Origin of the sequence: Burkholderia sp. BDU5 (assembly GCF_001522845.1) — a bacterium.
Taxonomy (GTDB): domain Bacteria; phylum Pseudomonadota; class Gammaproteobacteria; order Burkholderiales; family Burkholderiaceae; genus Burkholderia; species Burkholderia mayonis.
This window is the reverse complement of the sequence record NZ_LOWC01000142.1, coordinates 109,509-133,713: the sequence shown is the minus strand read 5'-3', so window position 1 is coordinate 133,713 and position 24,205 is coordinate 109,509. Positions and strand designations below refer to the sequence as shown.

Below are 24,205 nucleotides of genomic sequence, written 5' to 3'. Positions count from 1 at the left end.
GGGGTCCGCAGCGGGCAGTATCGGCTGCAACAAGGCCGAATATAGAGCTGCAGCCCATCCTGTCAAGTCTGACCACACGAAAACTGTTGCAAACGGGACGCGTTCATATAGGCAGCATGAACATTCTGTACAAGACGGCGGCAACCAGCACCGGCGGCCGCGACGGCCGCGCGACGACCCATGACCAGAAGCTCGACGTGAAGCTTGCCGCGCCGCGCGAACTCGGCGGCGCGGGCGCCGAAGGCACGAATCCCGAGCAACTCTTCGCCGCCGGTTACTCGGCATGCTTCCTGAGCGCGATGAAGTATGTCGCGGGCCAAAACAAGCAGACGCTGCCCGCCGACACGACCGTTACAGCCGAAGTGGGCATCGGCCCGAACGAGGAAGGTGGGTTTGCGCTCGACGTCGAGCTGCGCGTCGCGCTGCCCGGTCTCGACGCAGCGGCAGCAAAGGCGCTCGTCGATCGCGCGCACCAGGTGTGTCCATACTCGAACGCGACTCGCAACAACGTCGCGGTGCGCCTCGTCGTCGCGTAACGCTGCGCGCGGCGGGCGAGCGCCGAAAAGACAAAGAGGGCACGCCGGTCATCGAGCCGGCGCGCCCTCTTCAGTTTGACAACTTTATGCGTATAAATTTAATACGCGCTTAACGCGGAATCACGAGCGATCGAGCGCGGCTTCGCGGTCGAGCTTGCGCATGCGGAATTCGAGGTCGTACAGATCGGATGCGGCGGAAAGATACGCATCGGCGCGTTCCTTCGCGCGTTGCTCGGGCGACTTCGTCAGGAACAGGAACAGGCGGCTCAGCAAGTACATGATCGGTCACTCCAATCCAAGGGTTTTATCTTAGGTATTTACCCGTATTATAGGGAAAACCCTGACCTCGAGCCAACCGCTTTCGAAGCGTGCGTCGTTACGACGCGACAACCGCCCTCGCGCGCGACGCAAAAAACGACCAGATCAGCTCGCTCGCGTCCGGACCGGTCGCCGAGTGGAACGGCACGCTGTCGTCGCCGCCCGACCACGCGTGCGCGAGGCCTTGAACCCGGCAGAGGCGCACGACGGATTCACCGTCGCACCGGTAGTCGATCGTGTGCACGTCGGCCGCGCGCGCCTCGAAGCGCTTGACGCCCGTCGGTTCGCCTTCGGTGTCGGCGAGGCCGTTCAGCCGCAGAAACTGGACCGCGAGCTCGTCCGCATTCTTCGGTGCGACGACGCGGTCATCGTCGCCATGCATGATGAGGGCCGGCATCCCCGGATGCGCGCCCGGCTCCACGAGCGCGTCGACGACGACGGCAGGATTGCGGTGCAGGCCGCGGCGCATCACGTCCATCGCGGTGATCCCGGAGTGAGCGTCGCCGAACGCGGGTCCCGAATGGAGCGCCACGGCCGCAAAACGCTGCGGGAAATGCAGCGAGAGCAGCGACACGAGCCCCGCGCCCGCCGACATGCCGGCCGCATAGACACGCGACGCATCGAAGCCGCGTTCGGCAACGAGCGCGTCGACGAGCACGGCGACCGCCTGCGCTTCGCCGCGCCCACCGTGCGCGGTGTCGTCGTACCAATGCCAGCAGCCGTGTGCATGCGCGTTGAGCGATTGCTCCGGATAGAGCACCGCGAAGCCGTATCGATCGGCGAGCAGGTTCATCCGCGTGCCTTGCGCGAACTGATCCATGTCCTGCTTGCAGCCGTGCAGCATCACGACGAGCGGCAGGCCTTCCGCGTCCGCTCCAGACGGTACGTACAGGCCGTATTCGAGATGCTTGACGAAGCGCCCGAATGCGGGCGGCAGCGGGTGATCGGCGCGAGTCCATTCGCCGTCCGCCCATGCGGCCGCGCGCGGCCGGACACGGGACTCGCGCGCGACAGGCGGCGCCGGTTCAGCGGGCGCTGCGACGGCAGCGGCAATCGGTCCGGCGAACGGCCAGTCGGTCGCCATCTTTTGGGCAGCCTTCAGAGCGGACTTCGACGTCCGCGAGTTCGGCATGTGCAGCATGCGTTTCACGCCGCCCAGCCAGAGTTTCGTCAGACTTTTGGTCATCGGTCGGGGCTCGCAGTCAGAAATTAGGGACGCCGCAATGGGCGCAATCATTTTGGTTTGTGCAATGCACAATAACACTGTTTCTGGGATTTATCCCGACACCCGATAGTTCCCCACCGGCCTCCGATCGGAGCACGGCCCACGACGACCTGTATACTGGGCGCTCGCGCTTGTCTTCGTTGTAGTCGCTATTGACGGCTCATGCGTTAAGCAAGTATCCCGCATTTCCCGTACCTGCCCGCAGCCCCCGATGTTCGATTTGCCGCCCCGTCTGTGGATCTCGATCACCGCCCTAGGCGGTGCCGGCCTGACCCTGCCCCTCGCCATCACGATCGCCGTCTGGCTCGCGCTCGGCTATTCGCTTCGCCGCGCCGCCGCATGGCTCGCCGTGCTGGGCGTCGCGATCGGTATCGTCGCGCTCACGAAAATCGCGTTCCTCGGCTGGGGCATCGGCGTGCGCGCGTGGGATTTCACGGGCTTCAGCGGTCATGCGATGCTGTCGACATCAGTCTATCCGGTCGCGATGTTCCTGGCGCTCGCTCGTGCGAAACCGGCGGTGCGCATCGCCGGTATCGTGGTCGGGCTCGCGGCGGGCATCGCCGTCGGGCTGTCGCGCGTCGCGCTCGACGCGCATTCGCCGTCCGAGGCGGTCACGGGCTGCATCATCGGCGCCGTCGCCGCGCTGTCGTTCATCGCCGGCTCGTGGCATGCGATGCCGCACCGCTGGTCGGCGCCCGCCGTCGCGACGAGCCTCGTGGCCGTCACGATCGCGCTGCACGGAGTCACCGTGCCGTCGCATCGCTGGGTTACCGCGGTCGCGCTGCAGCTTTCCGGCCACGAGCGTCCGTATGTGCGGGCGCGCTGGAAAGCGAATCCGAACTACCGGCCCGCGTCGCGACCAGCCCAGCAACAGACGCTCGGCATGCCGACGGCGGTCCGCGCGTAAAGCAGGCCGGGAAGCCGCCGAGCGTTTCCGCGATCCTGCTGTTCCGCTGTTCCGCTGTTCCGCTGCCCAATTGTCCCGCTTCCCGCCGTCCTAAGCCGCCCTTCGCGCGCTGCGGCGTCATGCAGCACCAACACAGTACGAAAACCCGGGGCGTTATAACCTCGCCTATATTACGATTACGGTTTTCCTCCACGTCATTGTTTCCCGCCATGTCCGCTCCCGTCCGTTCCGCCCGCCGATTGTTCCTGCGTCTCGCGACGCTGTCCGCGCTCGCGGCCGGCTTCGCCGCTCCGGCCGCACATGCCGCCGACGAACTCGTCGTATCGGCCGCGGCGAGCCTGACCAATGCGTTCAAGGCAGTCGGCGACGCCTACGAGAAGCAGCATCCGGGCACGAAGATCCTGTTCAACTTCGGCGCGTCCGACGTGCTGATGCAGCAGATCGCGAAGGGCGCGCCGGCCGACGTGTTCGCGTCGGCCGACCAGAAGGCGATGAATCGCGCGGTCGCCGAGCGCGTGATCGCCGACGGCACGCGCCGCGACTTCGCCGAGAACTCGCTGGTACTGATCGTGTCCACCGACAGCCGCGCGACCTTCGGCTCGCTGCGCGATCTGGCGGCGCCCGCCGTGAAGCGCGTCGCGTTCGGCGATCCGGCGTCGGTGCCCGTCGGCCGCTACACCGAGGGCGCGCTGAAGGCGGCCGGCGTGTGGAACGACGTAAGCGCGAAGGGCGTGCTCGCCGCGAACGTGCGTCAGAGCCTCGACTACGTCGCGCGCGGCGAAGTCGACGCGGGCTTCGTGTTCGGCACCGATGCGGCCGTGATGCCCGAGCGCGTGAAGGTCGCGCTGACCGTCCCGACGCAAACGCCGATCACCTATCCGATCGCCGTCGTCAAGGACAGCCGGCACGCGGGCGCCGCACGAGGCTTCGTCTCCTTCGTGCTGTCGCCAGCGGGCCAGGCGGTGCTCGCGAAGTACGGCTTCAAGCCGGCCGCGAACGCCGCGAACTGATCGGGATACGCGATGCACGACGCCTGGGTTCCGCTGCTGCTGTCACTGAAGGTCGCCGGCTGGGCGACGGCGCTCGATCTCGTGCTCGGCGTCGCGACGGGCTATGCGCTCGCGCGTTGGCGCTCGGGCGCGCGCGACGTGATCGATTCGCTGCTGACGCTGCCGCTCGTGCTGCCGCCGACGGTGCTCGGCTACTACCTGCTCGTGCTGCTCGGCCGGCGCGGCGTGTTCGGCGCGTGGCTCGACGAACTCGACATCCAGCTCGTGTTCACGTGGCAAGGCGCGGTGATCGCGTCGATGGTCGTCGCGTTTCCGCTGATCCTGAAATCCGCGCGCGCCGCGTTCGAAGCGGTCGATCCGCAGCTCGAGCGCGCGGCGCGCACGCTCGGCGTCAGCGAAGCCGGGATTTTCTTTCGCGTGACGCTGCCGCTCGCCGCGCGGGGCATTCTCGCGGGCGCGCTGCTCGCATTCGCGCGCGCGCTCGGCGAATTCGGCGCGACGCTGATGATCGCGGGCAACCTGCCCGGACGCACGCAAACACTGTCCGTCGCCGTCTACGCGGCCGTGCAGGCGGGCAACGACACGACCGCGAACTTCCTCGTGCTCGTCACGTCGGTGACCTGCGTGCTGATCCTCCTCGCCGCGGGGCGGCTCGTGCCGCAGCGCGCGCTCGTCGGAGCGCGATGAGATGAGCCTCGTCGTCGACATCCGCAAGACGCTCGTCACGCCCGAACGGCATTTCACGCTCGACGTGTCGTTTGCGTCGGCCGCGCAGCGCATCGTGCTGTTCGGGCCGTCGGGCGCCGGCAAGAGTCTCACGCTGCAGGCGATTGCCGGACTGCTCGCGCCCGATTGCGGCACGATCTCGCTCGGCGGCGACACGCTGTTCGACGAAGCACGCGGCATCGACATGCCGACGCAGGCGCGCCGTGTCGCGTATCTGTTCCAGGACTACGCGCTCTTTCCGCATCTGAACGTCCGGCAAAACCTCGCGTTCGGCCTGAAGCGCGGCTGGCGCAATCCGCGCGCGAAGGCGCTGCCGGTCGAAGCCGCATACTGGCTGCGCGCGTTCGAACTCGAGGCGCTCGCCGGGCATTATCCGGCGCAGCTGTCGGGCGGACAGAAGCAGCGCGTCGCGCTCGCGCGCGCGCTGATCGCGCAACCGCGGATCCTGCTGCTCGACGAGCCGTTCTCGGCACTCGACGTCGCGATGCGCCAGCGGATGCGCAGCGAACTGACCGATCTGCAGATGCGGCTCGACATTCCGATGGTGCTGATCACGCACGATCCGGACGATGTCGCCGCGTTCGGCGATCAGGTCGTGCAGCTTCAGGAAGGGCGCGTGCTGCCCGAGGCGCCAATCGCCGAATGGGCGACGAGCATTCGGTGACGAGATCGGCTCGCGTCGTTTGCGCGGCCGGTGCTTGCCGGGATGCGATTTCGATGTCGATGCGTCGCGCGATACGGCTGCTTGGCGATCGTCCGCCGGGAACCGCGCAAATCTTTCGACATGTTCGGCCATTCCACTCCGTTCGACGCGGTTCTTAACGCCTCTCCACGAGACGGCATACGGCCGCGCGCTCGTTTCTTCGGCGAACGGACAGACGCAAAAACGCCGGCTTCGAGCCGGCTTCGTTCCGCCCTCGCTCGCGTCACCGAATACCGCCCGGCGAACACGGCCGCCGCATCAGCCGTTGACCGCCAGAATCACGCTCGACGCCTTGAACGCCGCCACCGCGCTCACGCCCTTCGCGAGCCCGAGCGCATCGACGCTATCGTTCGTCACGATCGCCGCGAGCGTCATGCCGCCGTCGAGCGCGAGCAGCACTTCGCTGTTCACCGCGCCGCGCGTGACCGTCTCGACGACGCCAGGTAGCTGATTGCGCGCCGACAGCTTGAGCGGCGCGCCGTCGTCGACCGCGAGCACGATCCACGACGCCTTCACGAGCGCGCATGCGTCGACGCCCGGCGTGAGCCCGAGCGCCTCGGTGCTCTCGTGCGTGACCACCGCGGTGATCGTGTGGTCGCCCGGCAACGCGAGCACCACTTCGTCGTTCACCGCGCCGTGCTTGACCAACAGAACCTTGCCGAACAGCTGATTGCGTGCGCTCGTCTTCATGCCTATTCTCCCGATGAGTTCCCAATTGACCGCAAAGCCTTCGACGGCTGCGCTCGCCGCGTCGATGAAGCGCCGATGCTCGCGCTCGATCGCGCGAAACGCCGCGATCAGCGCCGTCGCGCGCGGCGTGAGCGTCGTGCCGCCGCCGCCCTTGCCGCCCGTCAAACGCAACACGAGCGGCTCGCCCGCGAGGTTGTTCATCGTGTCGATCGCATCCCATGCGCCCTTGTAGCTGAGGCCGACCGCCTTCGCCGCGCGCGTGATCGAGCCAGTCTCGCCGATCGCGGCGAGCAGCGCGATGCGCGTCGCGCCGCCGAGCGTCTGGGCGCCCGCATTCAGCCACAGTTCGCCGCGCAGTGCGAGCGGCTCGTGCGCGGCGGGCGCGTCGGAACGGGGAGAGGACGAATCGGCGGTCATCGACGCAGCGAAGCAAGACGGGGAGCCATTATAGTCACGCCTTCCTGCCGCCGATCTTCGGCGGCCGCATCCCGCGCAGCATCTGCTCGGCCACCTCCGCCGCATAGCGCTGCGCCGCCGCGCCGTAGCCGCGCGCGAAGCCGAGCTGATACGGCGGTGCGGACAGCCGCTCGAGACAGCGCAGCGCGACAGCCGCGTCGTTCGCATCGCCGAGCGCGTTCTGCACGCGCGCGAGCAGCCGCACCGTCCTCTCGCGCGTGCGGCGCGACGCAAGCGACGAGAAGAATTCCAATGCGTAGCGCAATCGCTTCGCGTCGATCCGCACGCGGTGACGCGCGGCCGCGTCGAGCGTCGTCAGCCGTCCCGAGCCGTACAGATGGCCGAACAGCCGGCTCACGCGCTTCGCCGCGTGTCGCTTGAGCGACGGCGCCTTGCCGCGCGCCGGATCGTCGTGCGTCAGCGGAAGCAGGCTCAGCCATTCGAGCCATGCGAACACGAGCTGCGCATAGCGCGCGGTGCCGAGCGCCTGCCGCAACTCGGCGCGCGCCGCGTCGCCTTGCGCGCGTGCGGCATCGAGCGCGCCGGCCCACGCGGCCTCGTCGCCGTCCGCGGCGGCAAGATCGGGTAGCGTCGACGTCACGCAGACGTCCCAGTCGCGCACCGTGCCGAGCATCCCGGCGAGCCAGCGGAGATCGCCGGAGAACGCGTCCTTCCACGCGACGTCGGCACAACGCGGGAACAGCCGTGCGAGCGTGCGCAGCCGGCGCAGCGCAACGCGCATCTGATGGACGTATTCCGGATCGCCCGCGTCGCGCACGCCGGCTTCGTTGCCGAGCCAGTGCCCGGTCACGCCGCAGCCGAGCGCGAAGAATGCCGCACGCTGCGTACGCGTCTTCGACAAATCGACCGACTGCGCCTTCACCGGCGCGGCAAGCGCGTCCGGTGCTTCGCCCGTGCACGCGCGGTCGAGGACGCTCGTCAGCGACAGCGATGCCGGCCACGCGCCGCTCAGCTCGCGGGCCGCGCTGAAGAGCGCGCGCAACGCGGCGGCGCGCGCATCGGGATCGTCCGCGTCGGCGACAGCGAGACGCAATTCGCAGACGCGCAACGGCGCGGCTTGGGTAGCGGTGGAAGACGCGGCGGCGGCCGCCGGCGCGAACGTGATGTCGTCGAGCGTCAGTTCGACTTCGATGCCGTCGGCGTCCAGCCACCGTCCGCGACGGCGATCGGCGACGAAGCCGTGCGCCCATTGATCGGCAGATTGCGAATCGGCGGAAGCCGCGCCGGAAACGGCGGCGCCGACGATCGAAGCGGAATCGGCGATCGAATCTCCGGACGCGGCGGGACCGGTTTCGGAAGATCGAGCCCCGCCCTTTGCGCCGGGTTCGCCCGGCAGCGGAGACGCGCTCGTCGACGCATGCTTCGACGAGCGTCCGGAAGCAGCTTTCGACGCCCGGCCCCGCGGCGGCGGCGCCGCTCGCACCGCCGCCGGCGAATCAGGCGGCGGCGTGCTTCCCTGCGCGGCCTCCGCCGCTGCCGGCGATGCGGCTGCCGCCCCCGACGCCTGCGATGCTATACGCACATCGCCGCGGTAGTCGTCGAAGCGCTCGCGCACCGTGACGCCCGGCACGAACGGATGGCTACGCGCCGCAAGCACCCGCCGCGCCTGCCCGCTCGTCTCGATCCAGGTCTGCCAGCGGCCGCCGTCGTCGGGCTCCGCTTCGACGAACCGGCACGGCTCAATCGTCACGCGCTCGTGCCCGCGACGCATTTTCACCGGCGGACAGATCCGCCATGCCCGCGCAAGCTCCACGCCGAAGTCGCGCGCCGCGCCGCGCGACGTGCGCGCCCGCGACCCGCGTTCGGCTTGCCAGCCCTGCAGCGGAAAATCCAACACGATTTCCAGAACACGCGCCATGGAAGCTCCGGCGATGGTCGGGCCTGTCCGCTGCGCGTCCCACGCTCGTCGACGGACTCCGACGTTCCCTATACTAGACAGCCTCATTTACAACTTGTGAGGCGGAACGCCGCGCGCGGACGAAGTGAATCGTCTACGCGCGGGCGCGCCGCGTTTCGGCTTTTCATGTCGGCTTATCGGCCTTCAGCCGTCCGACCGGCTTCGCTGCGTCGAGTTTCAGCTCATGTACTGCGCGACGCCGTTGCCGAACGACCAATCCTCCTTCAGCACCTCGACGAGGCTGATGAACACGTCCTCGCGACGCACACCCGGACGTTCGGCGAGATGGTCGGCGATCAGTCGATACAGCTCGCGCTTCTGCTCGAGCGTGCGCGTGTCGTTCGCGGTGATCTGGATCATCACCAGATCGTCGCTGCGCACGATGCCGAGATAGTCGCGGCCGTAGAAGAAATTATCGGCGCTGTGCTCGGTCACGGTCATGAAAATATCGTCGGCTGGCACGTCGAACGCACGCTGCAGCGCGCGATGAACGCCCTCCGACAACGCCCGGCGGTATTCGGCGGACTTGCTTTCGCGCAATGCGATACGGGTGAACGGCATCGTGTTTCTCCTCGTGGGTTGGGACACGCATGCAGCTTAGGTCTCGACATCTATAATGAATAGATATCAATCAATATTTCATCTATTTTCATTTGAAATGAAATTGCTCGACCTCGATGCCGTCCGCGCGTTCGTCCTCGTCGCCGACCTGGCGAGCTTCACGCGCGCCGCCGACGCGCTCGGCACCACGCAATCGGCCGTCAGCCTCAAGCTCAAGCGGCTCGAAGCGCAGCTCGGCAAGCCGCTGCTCGAACGCACGCCGCGGCGCGTGACGCTCGCAGCCGTCGGCGCCGCGTTCCTGCCTGCCGCGCGCGACCTGCTCGACGCGCACGAGCGCGCGCTCGCCGCGCTGTCGTCCGAGCAGCGCCGGCTGTCGATCGGCGTCAGCGAGCACGTCGCGGTGCCCGATCTGCCGGCCGTCCTCACCGGCCTCAACCGGCACGACCCGGGGCTCGCGCTCGAGATGCACGTCGGGATATCCGCCGGGTTGCTCGTGCAATATGACGAGCGGCGCCTCGACGCGGCGTTCGTCCGCCACGAACCTGGCGAAGACCCACCGCGCGACGACGCGACGCTGCTTTTCACCGAGCCGCTCGCGTGGCTCGCCGCGCCCGGCTGGACACCGCGCACGGGCGAGCCGCTGCCGCTCGCGGTGCTGGCCGGCCCGTGCGGCGTGCGCGCGGCCGCGCTGCGCGCGCTCGATCGCGCCGGCGTGCCGTGGCGCGAACGCTTCACGGGCGGCGGTGTCGCGGCCGTCGTCGCCGCCGCCGCCGCGGGCCTTGCGGTGTGTCCGCTCGCCCGGCGCGTCGCGCCGCGCTCGCTCGTCGACGTCGGCGCGCGCCTCGGGCTGCCGGCGCTGCCGGACTCGCAGGTCGCGCTGTATTCGCGGGTGCGCGACGTGCGCTCGAAGGACACGTTGCGGCGCTTCGCCGACAGCCTGGCGGGGCCGGCGCAGTCGGCCGGACGCGAGTAGACTGTTAGGTTTCGTCTGCCGATTTACCGCCTTTCGTCTGCTTTTCCACCACCGCATGAATCACGACGCCCGCCAACACCTCCGCGCCAATCTACTGATGCTCGCCGCCGCTGCGATCTGGGGGTCCGCGTTCGTCGCGCAGCGACTGAGCCTCGCCGTGATCGGCCCGTTCCTGTTCACCGGGCTGCGCTTCCTGCTCGGCGCGGCGGTGCTCGTGCCGCTGTTGCGCCTGAACGGCGCGGCGCGCGCGCACTGCGCGGCGATCGCGCGCGACCGCACGCTGCTGCTGCCGGGGCTCGTGCTGGGCGGGCTGCTCGCGGTGTCGATCTCGATGCAGCAAATCGGCCTGCAATACACGAAGATCGCGAACGCGGGCTTCATCAGTTCGCTCTATGTCGTGCTCGTGCCGATCATCGGCGTGTTCTTCCGGCATCGCACCGGAACCGGCACGTGGCTCGGCGCGCTCCTCGCGGCGATCGGCCTGTATTTCCTCAGCGTCGACGAGCACTTCTCGATGCTGCACGGCGACTGGTTCCAGCTTGCGGGCGCGATCGTGATCGCCGTGCACGTGATCGCGGTCGGCCATCTCGTGCGCCGGCACGATCCGCTCGTGCTGTCGTTCATGCAGTTCGTCGTCTGCGGCGCGCTGTGTCTCGCGCTCGGGCTCGCGATCGAGCCCGTTGGCGGCACGTCGATCGTGCGCGCGCTGCCGACGCTGCTGTATGGCGGGCTGCTGTCGGTCGGTGTCGGCTACACGCTGCAGGTCGTCGCGCAACGCAACGCCGCGCCCGCGCACGCGGCCGTGATCTTCAGCATGGAAGGCGTGTTCGCCGCGATCGCGGGCTGGGCCGCGCTCGGCGAGACGCTGTCGCTGCGCGCATTGATGGGCTGCACGCTGATGCTCGCGGGGCTTCTCGTCTGCCAGCTTCTGCCGGGCCAGACACGGCGCGCCGACGACAACGACGCGCTCCCCGCTTGACGCGCGCCGGGCGCCGCGCGCGCGTCCGCTCCCTATAATGTCGATTCGCCCGTCATCTCGATTTCACGCAAGGGAAACACTGTGACTCCGTCCGCCGCCGATCCGGCCGCCACGCTGCTGCGCGAACGCGCCGCGCGCTTCGCCGCCGAGGTGGCGCTGTTCGTCCGCGACCACGCGCTGTCCGTCGCGTCGCACGACCTGCGCAGCCCGCTCAACGCGATGCACAGCTGGGCATACGTGCTCGAGCGCCGGCTCGCGCCCGGCGACGACATCCTGCAACGCGCGCTCGCCGGCATCCGGATCGGGATCGAGCAACAGACGAGCTTGCTGGAAACGGTCGTCGACGCGCCGCGCGCCGAGACGCGCACGCTCCCGATCGCACGCGCCGGCGTCGCGCTCGCGCCGCTCGTCGACGAATGCGCGGCGCTCGCACGCGCCGCGCTCGGCGACGCGCGCGGCACGGGCGTGACGATCGCGCCGCTCGCGCAGCCCGGCGCTTCGCTCGATTGCGACCGCGAGCGCGTCGCGCAGGCGTTGTGGTCGATGCTGACGTTCGCGATCGAAGCAAGCGCGCCCGGCAGCGAAGTCGCGCTCCGCTGCGACGCCGCGACCGACGCGACGCGCTTCGACGTGACGCTCCACGCGCGGCCGTCGGCGCTGACCGACGCGGCGCTGCCGCACGTATTCGAAATGTTCACACGGCGCGATGCGCTCGCCGAACGCCAGGGCGAACGTCCGGCGTCGGTGTTCGCACTCGCGCAGCGCGTCGCGCGCGCGCACGGCGGCAGGTTCGCGCAAGGCCCGCTCGCGGACGGCGCGCCGGCTACGCTCACGCTGACGATTCCCGCCGCCCGCGCGTGATCGGCCGCGCGCGTCACGATCACGCCGCGATACATTACGCTTTCCTTTCCAACCTTATACTGTCGCTTCGTTCATTTCCGGAGTTCCTTCGTTGATACAGATCTTCGCGCTCGTCGGCGCGTTGTTCCTCGTGGCCCTCAACGGCTTTTTCGTCGCCGCCGAATTCGGTCTCGTCAAACTGCGTGCGACGCGCGTCAAGTCTCTCGCCCGCCAGCACGGCCTGCGCGGGCGCATCCTGCGGATCGTCCATGCGCGGCTCGACGCGTATCTGTCCGCCTGCCAGCTCGGCATCACGCTCGCCTCGCTCGGCCTCGGCTGGATAGGCGAGCCGGCGTTCGCCGCGTTGCTGTCGCCGATCCTCGCGTTCGTCGGCGTCGAGTCGGAACGGCTCGTGCATCTGATCTCGCTCGTGTTCGCGTTCTCGATGATCTCGTTCCTGCACATCGTCGTCGGCGAGCTCGCACCGAAATCGATGGCGATCCGCCAGGCCGAGAAGACCGGCCTATGGGTCGCGATTCCGCTCTACGCGTTCTACTGGGCGATGTATCCGGCGATCTGGGTGCTCAACTCGAGCGCGAACGCGGTGCTGCGGCTCGCGGGGCTGTCCGCCGATCACGGCGGCGACGCGCACTACTCGACCGACGAGCTGAAGCTGATCTTGCGCAGCCGTCGAAACACGGCCGGCGCGGCGAAGGCGTCGAAGGACACGTACAGCACCGACGAATGGAACACGCTCGCGCATTCGCTCGATTTCTCGTCGATGACCGTATCGGACCTGATGCGGCCCGCGCACGAGATGGTCGGCCTGCGCCGCGACGTGCCGCTCGCGGACAACATGGAAGTCGTCGCACGCCACCGCTTCAGCCGCTACCCGCTCTTCGACGACAAGTCGCGCGAGCGCGTGAACGGCCTCATCCACCTGAAGGATCTGCTGCTCGCGCGGCACGCGGGCGCGTCGCTAGCCGACTTGTCCGACTACATGCGCCCGGTGCAGTACGTGAAGCCCGACACGCCCGCGCTCGACCTGTTCCGCCGCTTTCGCAAGGGCGCGCCGCACTTCGCGCTCGTCGGCAAGAAAGGCGAGAAGCCGATTGGCTACCTGACGCTCGACAACCTGCTCGGCGCGCTCGTCGGCCAGATCCACGACGAGTTCCGTCAGGGCGATTCGGACTGGAGCCGCCTCGACGACGGCACGCTGATCGGCAAGGGCAGCCTGCCGGTCGTGTCGCTCGAACAGGCGCTCGGGATCGACATCGACGAGGGTCGTGCGGAATCGGTCGGCGGCCTCGTGATCCAGGCGCTCAACGACCTGCCGACCGAAGGCCAACGCGTGTCGTTCGATCGCTTCGACGTCGTCGTGAAGAAGATGATCGGGCCGCGGATCGTGCTCGTGCGCGTGTATCCGAAGGCGTTCAAGGAGGCGGACGAATGAGCGGGCGGCGCGCGAAAGTGCGGCTGCGGCTGCGTAGGATGGCGAAATGACCGATGTCCTCGCACTGCCGCCGTACTACCTGATCACGCCGGAGCCGGCCTCCGGTTCCGACGCGGACCTCGCGGCGTTTCTCGACCGGCTGTCGGCCGCGCTCGAGACGGGGCTCACACTTGTCCAATTGCGCGTGAAGTCGCTCGATGCCGCCGCGTACGCGGCGCTCGCCGCCGACGCGACCGCACGATGCCGCGCGCAACGCGCGCACCTGATCGTCAACGGGCCGATCGATGCCGATGCAGCGCTCGCGCTCGGCGCAAGCGGCGTGCATCTCGGCAGCGCGGCGCTGCGAAACGCGAGCGCGCGCCCCATCTCTTCGGACTACCTGCTATCGGCCGCGTGCCACTCGCTCGACGAGCTACGGCACGCGGAGCGCATCGGCGCGGATTTCGCGACGCTCTCCCCGGTCCTGCCGACGCTCACGCACCCCGGCGCGCCGACGCTCGGCTGGCGCCGCTTCGCCGAATACGCGGCGCAAGCGCGCATGCCCGTCTACGCGCTCGGCGGGATGACGCGCGAGCATCTGGCGACGGCGCGCGCGCATCGCGCGCACGGCATCGCCAGCATTCGAGGGCTCTGGTAGGAGACGATCCAGCAACGGGCGCCACGCGCCTGTCACCTCGTCACGCGCACGCCGTCTTCGGCCCGCGTTCGTTCAGCCATCCTGATCGGACGAAACGGCGCAGGCGCCGCCGGCTCGGCCGACGCGACGCCCCCCCGAGCGCTTTCGCCCGCTCAAACGCTGCCCAACGGTCGCGGCGCGACATCCGCGTAGCGACGCGCATCGTGCGTTAGCGCGTACTGATTGACGTCACCCGTCAGCCACGCGACGAGCGCATATGCCGGCAGTTCGCCGCCGTCGACGCGATCTCTCGCGCGGCCCGGTGTCTCGAACACGATCATCCCGTCCGGCGCGCCGTAGAACGGCACCGGCTGCGGCGACAGATTCAGCGCGATGCTGAGCGTCTCTCCGTCGCCGAGCCGCCACGCGGCGACTAGCGCATCGGCTTCGACGCCGTCGGCCGTGCGCAGCATGTCTGCGGTGCGTGGCTGCACGTCGAGGAGGCGCGGCGCGATCAGCTTCGCGCGCACCGCGAGCGCCGACTGCAGGAAGTGGCGTCGCGACGGGTCGCCCGCAGCTTCGTCGAAGATCAGCGGAATCTGCGGTGTCAGCAACGACAGCGCGAGCGCCGCGAGATCCGCCTCGCGCGCATCGCGCACGACACCGTCGGACAGCACGAGCGACGTGAGCGGTAGCCCAACGTCGGCCATCCCGCCGTCGCCGATCGGCTGCGCGCGCTGGAACACCGCGCCGTCCGCAGTCAATGCGCGCGCGAGCGCGTGAATCGACTGATGAGTCGACACGCCGTCACCGCGCGCGCGGTCACGGCGGCCCGTCAGCCGGTACAGCGCGCGCTCGCCGCTGCCGTTCCATTGCGCGTCGAAATGCGTATCGGCGAGATGTGACGGATGCCGCTCGCTGCCGAGCACCAGATGCACGATCCGATCGGTCGGCATCGCCGCATGCACGCGGTCGGCGATCTCGCACAGCCACGTGCTGTCGATGCGATCCGCCTCGCGGATTCGCAGCCCGTCGCATCGATATTCTTCGAGCCAGTACAGCGCGTTGTCGCAGAAAAACTCGCAGACCTGCGGATGATCGAGCGCGAGCGGCGGCGCCTGCAGCGGATCGTCGCGCGTATGGAAGAAAGGCTGTGCGTAGCGCCGCATTTCGTCGGTGCCGCAGCCGAAGCGCGCGTAATCGAGATCGAGCAGTACCGCGAGACCGAAGCCATGTGCGTCGTCGATCAGTTGCTTCAGCGCCTCGGGGCCGCCGTAAGTGGCGATCGGCGCGAACGGCAGGCTGTCGTCACGCGCTTGCGGCGCCGCGAGCAGCTCGAGCGCCGTCACGCCGAGCCGCGCGAGCTGCGGCAGACGGCGGCGCACGCCGTCGTAGCCGCCCGCCGCGCCGGGCTGGACCGCGTAGAGCGCGATCTCCTCCCACGGCCGGCCGCGCCAGAACGTATGGCGCCACGTGAACGCGCGCGGATCGATCACTTCGCTCGGCCCTTCGATGCCTTCCGGCTGCGAGCGCGAGGCAGGATCGGGAATCGTCAGAGAATCATCGAGCCGGTACCGGTAGCGCGTATGGGCGCCGCAATCGGCAAACGTCTCGAACCAGCCGTCGCCAGCGGGCGCCATCGGCAGTTCATGCGGGCCGTCCGCGGTTTCGAGCGCGAGCGTGGCGGTCGCATGCGCGGGCGCCCAGACGCGGAAATGCGTGCGTGTGGTCGCACCAGCCGCGCCGCACGGTTGTGCGCCGAACGGCAGGCAATGCGAATGGTGCCGCGCATATGGATCGTGAGGACATTCGGACATGATGCGCTCCTCCTGCGTTCAGAGGCATGACGATGCGCCGTGTGCGGCGCACATGCATGACACGCGTGGCCCGACGAAGAAGGGGCAATCAGTATGCGCCGATTCGGGCCGCGATGCGAGCGTCGCAGCAGGCTTTAAACGTGGAGTGACCCTGAAAAAGAGCGGTAGTCGCGATACCATGATCGACGCTTGACTTGTTGCGGCTCGCGCCGCCGTCTACGCTCCTGCTTCGTTTCGCACGCCACCCCGGCCGCGCATTTGATCAGGAGTCCGACCGCCATGTCCACGCCATCCGGCGCCGCAAAATTCGACCCATCGCGCGCCGCGGAATACGCGGCGCAAAGCCGAATCGCGCTCGCGGGCTACGACGCGTGTCACGATCTCGCCGCGTGCATGCTCGCGTCTTCCGCCGCGGCGGAAGACGGCGCCGCGCAGATCCTCGTCGCGGGCGCGGGCGGCACCGCGCGCGAGATCGTCGCGCTCGCGGGCCTCGAGCCCGGCTGGCGCTTCACCGCCGTCGATCCTTCACAGCCGATGCTCGACCTCGCACGCGCGAACGTCGCGGCGGCCGGCCTCGACGCGCGCGTGCGAATGCATCATGGCTATGTCGACGATCTGCCGCCCGACGCGCGCTTCGACGGCGCGACGTTGATCGGCGTGCTGCATCACGTGCCCGGCGACGACGCGAAGGCCGCGCTGCTCGGCTCGATCGCGCGGCGCTTGAAGCCGGGCGCGCCGCTCGTCGTCGCAGGCAACTACCGCCGCTACGCCGAGCATCCGCGGCTGCTGAGCGCATGGGCGCAGCGCTGGCGGATGCACGGGGCATCGCCCGACGAAGTCGCGCAGAAGCTCGCGACGATCCTGCGCGGCGCCGATCCGCCCGCGTCCGAGGACGCCGTGCTTGCGCTGCTCGACGCCGCCGGGTTTCGCGAGCCGGTGCGGTTTTTCGCGAGCCTGTTCTGGGGCGCGTGGATCGCGACGCACGGTGCGTGAGCGGTGGGGCGGGACGGGAGAGACGACGGCACCCGCGCATCGATCGATCAGGCATGCTCGCGACTCGTCCGTCGCCCGCTCGTCCCGTCGCGTCATACGTGGATTGCGTCGCTCGCCCCGTCGACGACGATCGTTCGACGCTGCACACGAACCGTGCGTCCGCTCAATGCCCCAACACCGAATACGCGAGCGAGCCCGAAAACGTCGCGAGCACGAGCGACGCACAGCGCATGAACGTCGACGTATGCGCGGCCCACGAACGCTGCGACGTCAGCAGGCCGCCGAGACTCGACCAGCCGACGCCGATCGGCGCCAGCACGACCAGGAACGCGACGACCGCCCATCCGAAGTAGCTGAGCGACCTGAACGCTTCGAGCGGGAACATCGTGCTCGCGAACAGCAGCGCCTTCGGATTCATCAGTGTCGCGACGAACAGGTCTCCAAAGCCGATCGGGCCTGCGGACAGGTCGTGCAGCGCGCGGCTCTTCGTCCACATCTTGACTGCGAGCCACAGGATGTATGCGGCGCTCAACAGCTTGATCGTGCCGAAGAGCCACGGCCGGCTGGCCGCCACCGACAGCAGGAAGAATCCCCATAGCGAGATCGCGGCGACATAGCCCAGCGCCTCCGCAATCACGAGGCGCCAGGTGCCGCGCAGGCCGACCTTCAGGCCCGACGACAGCAGCAGCGTGTTCGTCGGCCCCGGCACGATCAGCACGAGCGACACGTAGAACGACATCTTGAGCAATGCATCCTGAATGAGCACGGCGCCTCCTCGGTTCGTCGGCCTCGTTGGTAGCCGTCATCGTTCGGTCGCCGACGCGGACGAAGCCGCGGCCGACGCGCCGGCGAAATAGCGATTGCCGCCCGGCGCGAGCCAGTCGGCCCGCAGCGGCGTGAACACGTCTAGATCGACTGCGTCTTCGAGACACAGCGCGTTGTGCGGCACGTTCGCGGGAATGTGCAGGATCTCGCCCGGCCCGACCTCAGCCTCGTGCTCGAGTTGCACGCCGTAGCGGAACAGCAGGCGCCCTTCCAGGATGTAAGTGAATTGCTCGTTCGGATGCGAGTGCGTCCCGACGAACGCGCCTTTCTTCAGGAACAGCTTCGCCATCATCAGCGCGTCGCCCGAGACGACCTGCCGCTCGATCCGATCGGTCAATACTTCGCGCTCGACCCAATCCCATGCGCCGAAACCTCGTTCATTCAAACCGGCCACGATTGCCTCCTCGTTCGATCGTTCGATCATGTGAAGCAGCGCCCGCGCGCCTACGCGGACAGCTCGCGAATCCGCACGCCGTCGGTCGCGCGCTGTGCGTCCCGCTCGCGCGCGAGCCGGCTCGCCTCTTCGATGATGATGTCTTCCTGTCCGGCGACGAGCTTGCGCTCCGCGAGCCGCTTGTACAGCTCGAACTCGTTGACGTCGAACTCCTGCGCCGCCTTCTGGATGTGCGGCACATAGCCGGAGAAGAGTCCGTACAGCCCGCTCGCGATGTTCGCCGGCTGGATGTGCGCCGTCTTGGGATTCAGGAATGCGTCGGTGCTGCGCGCGAGCGTCATCACAAGCTCGAACGTCGTGCGCGTGTCGTGCCCCTCCCGCTCCATCGCGGCGACGAGCGTCTCGAGCTGCGTGTTGCCCGCACCCGCGCCGAAGCCCTTCACGCATGCGTCGACGATGCGTGCGCCCGCTTCGAGCGCGACGAGACTGTTCGCGACCGCGAGCCCGAGGTTGTTGTGCGCGTGAAAGCCGACGTCGATGTCGAGGCCGTCGACGAGACATTCGACTTTCGCGCGCACGAGCGACGGCGTCGAATAGCCGGCACTGTCCATCAGCACCACCGCCTGCGCACCATAACGTTCCATCAGCCGGGCCTGCGCGAGCAACACGTCGGGCGGCGCCATGTGCGACATCATCAGCACACCGAACGCCGTCCGGCCGGCGAGCCTTGTCTGCTCGATGAAGCGCGCAGATACGTTCGCCTCGGTGCAATGCGTCGCGACGCGCACGACGTCGACGCCGGTCTCGAGCGCGAGCGCGATGTCCGCCGCCTTGCCGAGCCCAGGAATGAAATGCACGCCGAGCCGACTCGTGCGCAGCGCGGCGCGCGCGGTCTCGAGCATCATGCGATCGCCAATAGGCGTCTGCCCGAGCAGGCACGACGAGCCGCCGAGGCCATTGCCATGCCCGACTTCGACGACGTCGATGCCCGCGTCGTCGGCCGCGCGCGCATACGCATGAATCTGCGCGGCGCTCAGTTGATGGCGAATCGCGTGGTTGCCGTCGCGCAAGGTCGCATCGCTGATCAGTATCATTGTGTGGCTCCTTGTCTGGCGGTTGCATGCCGATGCGAAGCGACCGCGAGCGCCGCGCAATTGATGATGTCCAGATTGCCCGCGTACTCGGGCAAATAGTCGCCGCGCCCGCGCACCGTCAGGCCGATCGTGATCCTGCCCTGGCTCTCGAGCGGTTCGACGACGAGCCGATAGCCGGGTACGTATTCGCGAACCTTCTCGACCATGTCGGCGACGCACGCTCGCACCCGGTCGAAATCTCGATAGCGCGCATACGCATAGAGCGTCGTCTGCATCCGCACGCCGGGCTCGGCAGGATTGATGTTGAGGATCGCCTTCGTCTTCTTCGCACCGCTGAACTTCGCAAGCGCGTACTCGGTCGTCGTCATGTACTCGTCGATGTTCTCGCGCGTCGCGATGCCTGCGCTGCGCGACGCGATCGCCGACACCACCTCCAGGTACTCGATCTCGTCGACCGCCTGCTTCAACGCGTACGCGAGCGGCAGGCTCGCCTGCCCGCCGCAGGTAATCAGGTTCACGTTCTGCTCGGCGCCCATGTCGTCCAGATTGATGCACGGTACGCACAGGCGTCCGAGCTTCGCCGGCGTCAGGTCGATCACGAACTTGTCCGCACCCGAGAAGAAGCGATTGTTGAGCTTGTGCGCGGCGGCGGACGTCGCGTCGAACACGAGGTCATACGCGTTCTCGTGCTCTTTCAGGAAGTCGAGCCCGTCGCTCGACGTCTCGACGTTGCAGCTTCGCGCAAGCTTGAGACCTTCGCTCTGCGCATTGCGTCCGACGACAAACTTCAGATCGAATTGTTCGGATGCCTTGATTTTGAACATCAGATCGAGGCCGATGCTGCCCGATCCGAGGATCGCCACGCGCGTTCGCGATGACTTGTTCTTCATGTTTCGCTCTCCTCCGTCAAATGACGCACGTGCGCCGTCGCATCGCGCGTGCCGCTCGGCCCGCCCGCCGCGTCGTGCGCGAGCAGACGCTCCAGTTCGCGACCGACTTCGGCAAGCACGCGGTCTTCTTCGCTGTGCATAAAGAAATGGCCGCCGGAAAACCCGGCGTAACGCACGAGCCCGCTCGTCTCCGCGAGCCAGCCTTCGAGCCCGGCATCGCTGACGAGGCCGTCGTTCGAGCCGTGCAGCACGAGCATCGGGCAATCGAGCGGCGGCGCCTCGACGTAGCGGTACATCGCCGAGATCGTCAGATCAGCGCGCAGCCGCGGCAGCCACAGGTCGCGCAACACCGGATCGGCGATCAGCGCGTCGGGCGTGCCGTTGTAATCGCGCACCGCGGCGATGAACGCGTCGTCGGGCAGCGTCTGGATGCCCGCGTCCCGCCATTTGAAGCGCGGCGCGCTGCGACCCGACGCGACGAACAGCGATGGTGTCGCGAAACCGCGCGCGCGCAGCAAGCGTGCGAGATCGAACGCGATCAGCGCGCCCATGCTGTGGCCGAAGAACGCGTAGGGAAGATCGAGCAGCGGCGGCATGGTTTCCGCGAGCGCCGCAACGATCGGCTCCGCGTGCTCGATCAACGGCTCGCCGAGCCGATACTCGCGGCCGGGCAGTTGCACCGCGACGACTTCGACCCAATCCGGCAAGGCGCCGGGCCACGTCCGGAAGATCGACGCGGTCGCGCCCGCGTAGTGGAAGCAGAAGAGACGCACGCGCGCGTTGCGCGCCGCATGGACGATCAGCCACGGCGAATCGGCCGCCGATTCACGTGCGTTCATGACCGTGCTCCGTCGCGTGCCGGCACCGGCACGGGCGTGAGCCAGTTCCACTTGTCCGCATGCGTGCCGCGCACGATGCCGAAGTACTGATCCTGGATCGCGTTCGTCACCGGGCCGCGCTTGCCGCTGCCGACCGGCATCCTGTCGACCGAGCGCACCGGGCAGATCTCGACCGCCGTCCCGGTAAAAAAGATCTCGTCGGCGAGATACAGCATTTCGCGCGGCATGCTCGTTTCGGTCACGGTGTAGCCGAGGTCGCGCGCGATCCGGATCACGCAATTGCGCGTGATGCCGCTCAGGATGCTGCTGCCGATCGAAGGCGTGAAGATCTCGTTCTTGTAGACGAGGAACACGTTCTCGCCGCTGCCTTCGCTGACGAAGCCGTTCGCGTCGAGTGCGATGCCCTCGCTCATCCCGTTCTCGTGCGCCTCCATCACGATCGCCTGACCGTTGACGTACTGGCCGCCAATCTTCGCGAGCGTGCTCGCCGCACCCGAGCCGTTGCGCCGCCAACTGCTGACCTGCACGTCGACGCCCTGCTGGAGCGCCTCGTCGCCGAGATACGCGCCCCACGGCATGGTGACGAGCAGCGCTTCGGCCGGGCACTGCCGCGCATCGAGTCCGAGCGATTCGCCCGCGCCGCGATAGACGAGCGGCCGGATGTATGCGCTGCGCTGACCGTTCGCGCGCAACGTCTCGACGGTGGCTTCCATCCACTGCCCGACGCTCATCGGCGACGGAATCCGCGCAACCTTGCAGCTGAACAGCAAGCGCTCGAAGTGCTCGCGGCCACAGAGAATCGCCGCTTTGTCGCCGATCTCGTATGCGCGCACGCCCTCGAACACGCTGGTCCCGTAATGCAGCGCATGGCTCATCACATGTATCTGCGCGCGCTCCCACGGCACCAGTTCGCCGTTCTTCCACACATAGCTCGCTTTCATCGCTGTTACGCTCCTCACATGACGTTGTATTGATTAAATGCGTCGACGACGCTGCGGCCTTCTGCGATCGCGTCCCGAACCTTGCGCTCGAGCCGGCTCTTCACGATCGCTCGCTTGATGACCTCCTGCTCGGCTTCACGCGGAATCACGCAGACGCCGTCGCCGTCGCCGAAGACCAGATCGCCGGGCCGGATCCGAACGTGGCCGACAGTGATCGAGCAGCGATAGTCGACGACGTTGTGACGGCCTTGCAGTCCGTACGCGTACGAGCCGTGTGCGAACGCCGGCAGCTTCAGATCGAGAATCGCGTTCGCGTCGCGCAGGTGCGCGTTGAGCACGACGCCCGCCGCGCCCAGCTTGCGTGCGCGCGAGATCAGCAGATCGCCGAGCCGCGCGACTGCGGTCGGGCCGCCGCTCGCGATGTAAATCTCGCCGGGGCGTAGCGCCTCGACCGATTCGAACAGCAGTCCGAACGGCTTCGCGTCGTAACGCTTGAGGCCGCCGTGCGGCACGGGCGGCTCGTCCTGCACCGGCATCGCGCGGCCGATCATCACCATGTCGCGACGCAGCGGGCGGATCTCCGGCGGCAGCATCGGGTCAGCGAACCCGAGCTGCTCCATCACGTCGCTGACGGGACAGGTCGAGAGCTCGGCGCGCATCAGCGCGAACAGCTCGCCATCTGAATTCCACTGCGCCATTTGTCTGTTATCCGATTAGAGTGGAGCTCGCGTCGCTCAAGAGCGGCTCGAGCTCGCGGTTGATGTGTTCGAGCACCGACGCCTCTTCGTCGTGAATGAAGAAGTGGTCGCCGGGAAACCGGTAGCGCGCGAAACTCTGGCGCGTCTCGCGCACCCAGCCGGCGAGCCCGTCGTCGTGCACGAGACCGTCGTCGACGCCGTGAAAGACGACGATCCGGCAATCGAGCGGCGCCTGCCGCTCGTAGCGATACGTCTCGAACACCGCGCCGTCCGCGCGAATCCGCGGCAGCAGCAGCTCGAGCAGCGCCGGATCCTCCAGAATCGCATCGGGCGTGCCGTTGCAGCCGCGCAGCACCTCGACGAACTCGGCGTCCGACAGCCGATGTCGAATCACCTCCGGCTTCACGTCGGGCGCGTTCTGCGCGGACGCGATCAGCAGCCGCGGCTGCGAGTGAGCACGGGCGCGAAGCACCCGTGCGACCTCGAAGCCGATCAGCGCGCCCGTGCTGTGCCCGAAGAACGCGAACGGCCGATCGAGCAGCGGTGCGAGCGCGTCGACGAGCGGCGATGCGACTTCGTCCATCGAGTACAGGAGCGGCTCGTTCAGACGATTCTCGCGGCCGGGCATCTGCACGGCGACGAGCTCGACCTCGTCCGGCAGCGACGCGGCCCAGTGCCGGAAGATCGACCCGCCGCTGCCTGCATAGTGAAAGCAGAACAGCCGGATTCGCGCGTCGGGCTTCCGTTCGTCGGCGCCGAACAGGAACCAGCGGGCCTCGCATGCATTCATGTCGGCGCCGTCCATCGCTTAAGCGAGCGCCGCCACGGCGGCGAGCGGCTTCGTCACGCGGTTATGGCCATAGCGGTCTTCGCCCGCCACCAGCACCGTCGCGTAGCGCTCGAGCGGCAGCACTTCACCGAAGTGGTGGAACGAGTCCTGGCCCGAGTAGACCTTGACGTGGGTCGGCACGAAGCGCGTGGCCCAGCCGAAGCGCACCGAATCCTTGCTCGTGTTCGCATTCGAGCCGTGCATGCAGCGCGACGTGAAGATGAAGAACTGGCCCGGCTTCACTTCCATGTGCACCGCACGCGCCTCATCCGGCTTCCAGTCAGGATCGAGCTTCAGCTTCTCGTAGTCGTAGCCGTAGAAGCCCGACTTCTGGCCGTCGTCGAGCACGCGCTTGTTGAAGTTCTCCGGCTCGAACGGGATGTTGCGCTTCTCGTCGAAGTACCAGGTGCGGTGGCTGCCCGGCATCAGCTTCAGGCAGCCGTTCTCCTTCGTCGCCTCGCTCATCGCCACCCACGCGGTCAGCTCCCATGGGTGCCCTTCTTCGGCCGCCGTCGGCTCGAGCTTCTCGGTGCCCTCGAACTCGACGAAGCTCTCGGCCTGGTGCCAGTCGGTGCCTTCGTCGCCCGGATATTTCGGGAACCATTCGGTGCGCCAGCTCAGCACGTCCGGGCCGAGGATGCTCGAGATCCGGTCGACGATCTTCGGATGACTGATGATCTGGTTCAGCGCGGGCATGTCGAGATGGCGGTCGTAGTTGAGCTTGCTGTTCGGGAACGCCGCCCTCGTCACGTCGAGCAGATCCATTCGCACGTCTTCCCAGACACGGGTCATTTCTTCCGGCTCGTACAGCGTGAACGGACCGGCATAGCCGTTCTCGTAAAAGAACTTCTGCTCGGCTTCCGACAGGTGAAAACGCTTTTGCATATCAGTTCTCCTAAATATGGCGCAAGGCGCCATGTCCTGAAAAATCCGCTTGTCGCGGCCGCCGCTCGCGCGGCTCGTGAAACGCCCTC

The 24,205-nt window shown here is 67.8% G+C and carries 26 protein-coding genes; 11 read left to right on the top strand and 15 right to left on the bottom strand.

Annotated features, from left to right (window positions below; genetic code table 11):
• Positions 1-116 precede the first annotated feature (116 nt).
• Complete coding sequence (locus WS69_RS21845) at positions 117-536, top strand: organic hydroperoxide resistance protein (protein ID WP_059472761.1); 420 nt, start codon at positions 117-119, stop codon at positions 534-536.
• A 120-nt stretch (positions 537-656) separates the two neighbouring features.
• On the opposite strand, the gene WS69_RS31815 is transcribed toward WS69_RS21845, so the two are convergent.
• Both WS69_RS31815 and WS69_RS21840 read right to left on the bottom strand, forming a co-directional pair.
• Positions 657-815, bottom strand: coding sequence for a DUF3563 family protein (locus tag WS69_RS31815; RefSeq protein ID WP_082716363.1), 159 nt, complete (start codon positions 813-815; stop codon positions 657-659).
• Positions 816-912: 97 nt separating this feature from the next.
• Complete coding sequence (locus WS69_RS21840; protein WP_059472760.1) at positions 913-2,040, bottom strand: extracellular catalytic domain type 1 short-chain-length polyhydroxyalkanoate depolymerase; 1,128 nt, start codon at positions 2,038-2,040, stop codon at positions 913-915.
• 250 nt (positions 2,041-2,290) lie between these two features.
• On the opposite strand from WS69_RS21840, the gene WS69_RS21835 reads away from it, so the two are divergent.
• The 4 genes from WS69_RS21835 to WS69_RS21820 all read left to right on the top strand — a co-directional run bounded on the left by WS69_RS21835 (position 2,291) and on the right by WS69_RS21820 (position 5,386).
• Positions 2,291-2,986 (top strand): phosphatase PAP2 family protein, encoded by a 696-nt coding sequence (locus WS69_RS21835; RefSeq protein WP_059472759.1) that lies wholly within the window; start codon positions 2,291-2,293, stop codon positions 2,984-2,986.
• Positions 2,987-3,195: 209 nt separating this feature from the next.
• A complete protein-coding gene (gene modA / locus WS69_RS21830; protein WP_059472758.1) occupies positions 3,196-3,996 on the top strand; it encodes a molybdate ABC transporter substrate-binding protein in 801 nt (266 codons plus the stop codon).
• A 12-nt stretch (positions 3,997-4,008) separates the two neighbouring features.
• Positions 4,009-4,683 carry a molybdate ABC transporter permease subunit gene (gene modB / locus WS69_RS21825; protein WP_059472757.1) on the top strand — a complete coding sequence of 225 codons (675 nt, stop codon included), beginning with the start codon at positions 4,009-4,011 and terminating at the stop codon, positions 4,681-4,683.
• Position 4,684: 1 nt separating this feature from the next.
• Positions 4,685-5,386 (top strand): ATP-binding cassette domain-containing protein, encoded by a 702-nt coding sequence (locus WS69_RS21820; RefSeq protein ID WP_059472756.1) that lies wholly within the window; start codon positions 4,685-4,687, stop codon positions 5,384-5,386.
• A 297-nt stretch (positions 5,387-5,683) separates the two neighbouring features.
• Here WS69_RS21820 and WS69_RS21815 read toward each other — a convergent pair whose 3' ends face one another.
• The 3 genes from WS69_RS21815 to WS69_RS21805 all read right to left on the bottom strand — a co-directional run bounded on the left by WS69_RS21815 (position 5,684) and on the right by WS69_RS21805 (position 9,050).
• Positions 5,684-6,532 carry a TOBE domain-containing protein gene (locus WS69_RS21815; protein ID WP_059472755.1) on the bottom strand — a complete coding sequence of 283 codons (849 nt, stop codon included), beginning with the start codon at positions 6,530-6,532 and terminating at the stop codon, positions 5,684-5,686.
• A gap of 34 nt (positions 6,533-6,566) precedes the next feature.
• Entirely contained in the window at positions 6,567-8,450 is a 1,884-nt protein-coding gene (locus WS69_RS21810; RefSeq protein ID WP_059472754.1) for a CHAD domain-containing protein, read from the bottom strand.
• Positions 8,451-8,666: 216 nt separating this feature from the next.
• Positions 8,667-9,050, bottom strand: a complete 384-nt coding sequence (locus tag WS69_RS21805) for a tautomerase family protein (protein ID WP_059472753.1) — start codon at positions 9,048-9,050, stop codon at positions 8,667-8,669.
• 97 nt (positions 9,051-9,147) lie between these two features.
• Here WS69_RS21805 and WS69_RS21800 point away from each other — a divergent pair, with 97 nt between their 5' ends.
• From WS69_RS21800 to WS69_RS21780, 5 genes are all read left to right on the top strand, one after another.
• Complete coding sequence (locus WS69_RS21800; protein WP_059472752.1) at positions 9,148-10,023, top strand: LysR family transcriptional regulator; 876 nt, start codon at positions 9,148-9,150, stop codon at positions 10,021-10,023.
• Between the two features lie 55 nt (positions 10,024-10,078).
• The gene (locus WS69_RS21795) at positions 10,079-11,002 is read left to right on the top strand and encodes a DMT family transporter (protein WP_059472751.1); all 924 of its coding nucleotides are present in this window, start codon (positions 10,079-10,081) and stop codon (positions 11,000-11,002) included.
• An 81-nt stretch (positions 11,003-11,083) separates the two neighbouring features.
• Positions 11,084-11,863: a sensor histidine kinase gene (locus WS69_RS21790; RefSeq protein ID WP_059472750.1), complete on the top strand. Its 780-nt coding sequence runs from the start codon at positions 11,084-11,086 to the stop codon at positions 11,861-11,863.
• Positions 11,864-11,954: 91 nt separating this feature from the next.
• Positions 11,955-13,295 carry a hemolysin family protein gene (locus tag WS69_RS21785; RefSeq protein WP_059472749.1) on the top strand — a complete coding sequence of 447 codons (1,341 nt, stop codon included), beginning with the start codon at positions 11,955-11,957 and terminating at the stop codon, positions 13,293-13,295.
• 46 nt (positions 13,296-13,341) lie between these two features.
• A complete protein-coding gene (locus WS69_RS21780) occupies positions 13,342-13,932 on the top strand; it encodes a thiamine phosphate synthase (protein ID WP_059472748.1) in 591 nt (196 codons plus the stop codon).
• Between the two features lie 152 nt (positions 13,933-14,084).
• Here WS69_RS21780 and WS69_RS21775 read toward each other — a convergent pair whose 3' ends face one another.
• A complete protein-coding gene (locus tag WS69_RS21775) occupies positions 14,085-15,728 on the bottom strand; it encodes a DUF3459 domain-containing protein (RefSeq protein WP_059472747.1) in 1,644 nt (547 codons plus the stop codon).
• A 279-nt stretch (positions 15,729-16,007) separates the two neighbouring features.
• Here WS69_RS21775 and WS69_RS21770 point away from each other — a divergent pair, with 279 nt between their 5' ends.
• The gene (locus tag WS69_RS21770) at positions 16,008-16,721 is read left to right on the top strand and encodes a methyltransferase domain-containing protein (protein ID WP_059472746.1); all 714 of its coding nucleotides are present in this window, start codon (positions 16,008-16,010) and stop codon (positions 16,719-16,721) included.
• Between the two features lie 163 nt (positions 16,722-16,884).
• Here the strand turns inward: WS69_RS21770 and WS69_RS21765 are convergent, their stop codons facing one another.
• From WS69_RS21765 to WS69_RS21725, 9 genes are read right to left on the bottom strand one after another with little or no spacing between them, the layout of a single operon-like run.
• Entirely contained in the window at positions 16,885-17,487 is a 603-nt protein-coding gene (locus tag WS69_RS21765) for a LysE family translocator (RefSeq protein WP_059472745.1), read from the bottom strand.
• A 36-nt stretch (positions 17,488-17,523) separates the two neighbouring features.
• On the bottom strand, positions 17,524-17,931 hold the full coding sequence (locus WS69_RS21760) for a cupin domain-containing protein (protein WP_059472928.1): 408 nt from the start codon (positions 17,929-17,931) through the stop codon (positions 17,524-17,526).
• A 59-nt stretch (positions 17,932-17,990) separates the two neighbouring features.
• Positions 17,991-19,034 carry a 4-hydroxy-2-oxovalerate aldolase gene (dmpG, locus tag WS69_RS21755; protein WP_059472744.1) on the bottom strand — a complete coding sequence of 348 codons (1,044 nt, stop codon included), beginning with the start codon at positions 19,032-19,034 and terminating at the stop codon, positions 17,991-17,993.
• Entirely contained in the window at positions 19,031-19,924 is an 894-nt protein-coding gene (locus tag WS69_RS21750) for an acetaldehyde dehydrogenase (acetylating) (RefSeq protein WP_059472743.1), read from the bottom strand. Before WS69_RS21750 ends, dmpG begins: the two co-directional genes overlap by 4 nt.
• Complete coding sequence (locus tag WS69_RS21745; protein WP_059472742.1) at positions 19,921-20,763, bottom strand: thioesterase II family protein; 843 nt, start codon at positions 20,761-20,763, stop codon at positions 19,921-19,923. Before WS69_RS21745 ends, WS69_RS21750 begins: the two co-directional genes overlap by 4 nt.
• Complete coding sequence (locus WS69_RS21740) at positions 20,760-21,704, bottom strand: branched-chain amino acid transaminase (RefSeq protein WP_059472741.1); 945 nt, start codon at positions 21,702-21,704, stop codon at positions 20,760-20,762. The genes WS69_RS21745 and WS69_RS21740 overlap by 4 nt, the downstream gene beginning before the upstream one ends.
• Before the next feature lie 14 nt (positions 21,705-21,718).
• Positions 21,719-22,402 (bottom strand): RraA family protein, encoded by a 684-nt coding sequence (locus tag WS69_RS21735; RefSeq protein WP_059472740.1) that lies wholly within the window; start codon positions 22,400-22,402, stop codon positions 21,719-21,721.
• Between the two features lie 7 nt (positions 22,403-22,409).
• Complete coding sequence (locus WS69_RS21730; protein ID WP_059472739.1) at positions 22,410-23,207, bottom strand: thioesterase II family protein; 798 nt, start codon at positions 23,205-23,207, stop codon at positions 22,410-22,412.
• A gap of 3 nt (positions 23,208-23,210) precedes the next feature.
• Positions 23,211-24,116 (bottom strand): chlorinating enzyme, encoded by a 906-nt coding sequence (locus tag WS69_RS21725; protein ID WP_059472738.1) that lies wholly within the window; start codon positions 24,114-24,116, stop codon positions 23,211-23,213.
• Positions 24,117-24,205: the final 89 nt, after the last annotated feature.

Bases quoted from the DNA above. Each gene is read 5' to 3' on its own strand.
- modB (WP_059472757.1), top strand. From the start codon at position 4,009: ATGCACGACGCCTGGGTTCCGCTGCTGCTGTCACTGAAGGTCGCCGGC.
- WS69_RS21845 (WP_059472761.1), top strand. From the start codon at position 117: ATGAACATTCTGTACAAGACGGCGGCAACCAGCACCGGCGGCCGCGAC.
- WS69_RS21730 (WP_059472739.1), bottom strand. From the start codon at position 23,207: ATGGACGGCGCCGACATGAATGCATGCGAGGCCCGCTGGTTCCTGTTC.
- WS69_RS21740 (WP_059472741.1), bottom strand. From the start codon at position 21,704: ATGAAAGCGAGCTATGTGTGGAAGAACGGCGAACTGGTGCCGTGGGAG.
- WS69_RS21770 (WP_059472746.1), top strand. From the start codon at position 16,008: ATGTCCACGCCATCCGGCGCCGCAAAATTCGACCCATCGCGCGCCGCG.
- WS69_RS21815 (WP_059472755.1), bottom strand. From the start codon at position 6,532: ATGACCGCCGATTCGTCCTCTCCCCGTTCCGACGCGCCCGCCGCGCAC.
- WS69_RS21775 (WP_059472747.1), bottom strand. From the start codon at position 15,728: ATGTCCGAATGTCCTCACGATCCATATGCGCGGCACCATTCGCATTGC.
- WS69_RS21820 (WP_059472756.1), top strand. From the start codon at position 4,685: ATGAGCCTCGTCGTCGACATCCGCAAGACGCTCGTCACGCCCGAACGG.
- WS69_RS21835 (WP_059472759.1), top strand. From the start codon at position 2,291: ATGTTCGATTTGCCGCCCCGTCTGTGGATCTCGATCACCGCCCTAGGC.
- WS69_RS21805 (WP_059472753.1), bottom strand. From the start codon at position 9,050: ATGCCGTTCACCCGTATCGCATTGCGCGAAAGCAAGTCCGCCGAATAC.
- WS69_RS21840 (WP_059472760.1), bottom strand. From the start codon at position 2,040: ATGACCAAAAGTCTGACGAAACTCTGGCTGGGCGGCGTGAAACGCATG.
- WS69_RS21800 (WP_059472752.1), top strand. From the start codon at position 9,148: ATGAAATTGCTCGACCTCGATGCCGTCCGCGCGTTCGTCCTCGTCGCC.
- WS69_RS21735 (WP_059472740.1), bottom strand. From the start codon at position 22,402: ATGGCGCAGTGGAATTCAGATGGCGAGCTGTTCGCGCTGATGCGCGCC.
- WS69_RS21795 (WP_059472751.1), top strand. From the start codon at position 10,079: ATGAATCACGACGCCCGCCAACACCTCCGCGCCAATCTACTGATGCTC.
- WS69_RS21745 (WP_059472742.1), bottom strand. From the start codon at position 20,763: ATGAACGCACGTGAATCGGCGGCCGATTCGCCGTGGCTGATCGTCCAT.
- WS69_RS21780 (WP_059472748.1), top strand. From the start codon at position 13,342: ATGACCGATGTCCTCGCACTGCCGCCGTACTACCTGATCACGCCGGAG.
- modA (WP_059472758.1), top strand. From the start codon at position 3,196: ATGTCCGCTCCCGTCCGTTCCGCCCGCCGATTGTTCCTGCGTCTCGCG.
- dmpG (WP_059472744.1), bottom strand. From the start codon at position 19,034: ATGATACTGATCAGCGATGCGACCTTGCGCGACGGCAACCACGCGATT.
- WS69_RS31815 (WP_082716363.1), bottom strand. From the start codon at position 815: ATGTACTTGCTGAGCCGCCTGTTCCTGTTCCTGACGAAGTCGCCCGAG.
- WS69_RS21810 (WP_059472754.1), bottom strand. From the start codon at position 8,450: ATGGCGCGTGTTCTGGAAATCGTGTTGGATTTTCCGCTGCAGGGCTGG.
- WS69_RS21750 (WP_059472743.1), bottom strand. From the start codon at position 19,924: ATGAAGAACAAGTCATCGCGAACGCGCGTGGCGATCCTCGGATCGGGC.
- WS69_RS21725 (WP_059472738.1), bottom strand. From the start codon at position 24,116: ATGCAAAAGCGTTTTCACCTGTCGGAAGCCGAGCAGAAGTTCTTTTAC.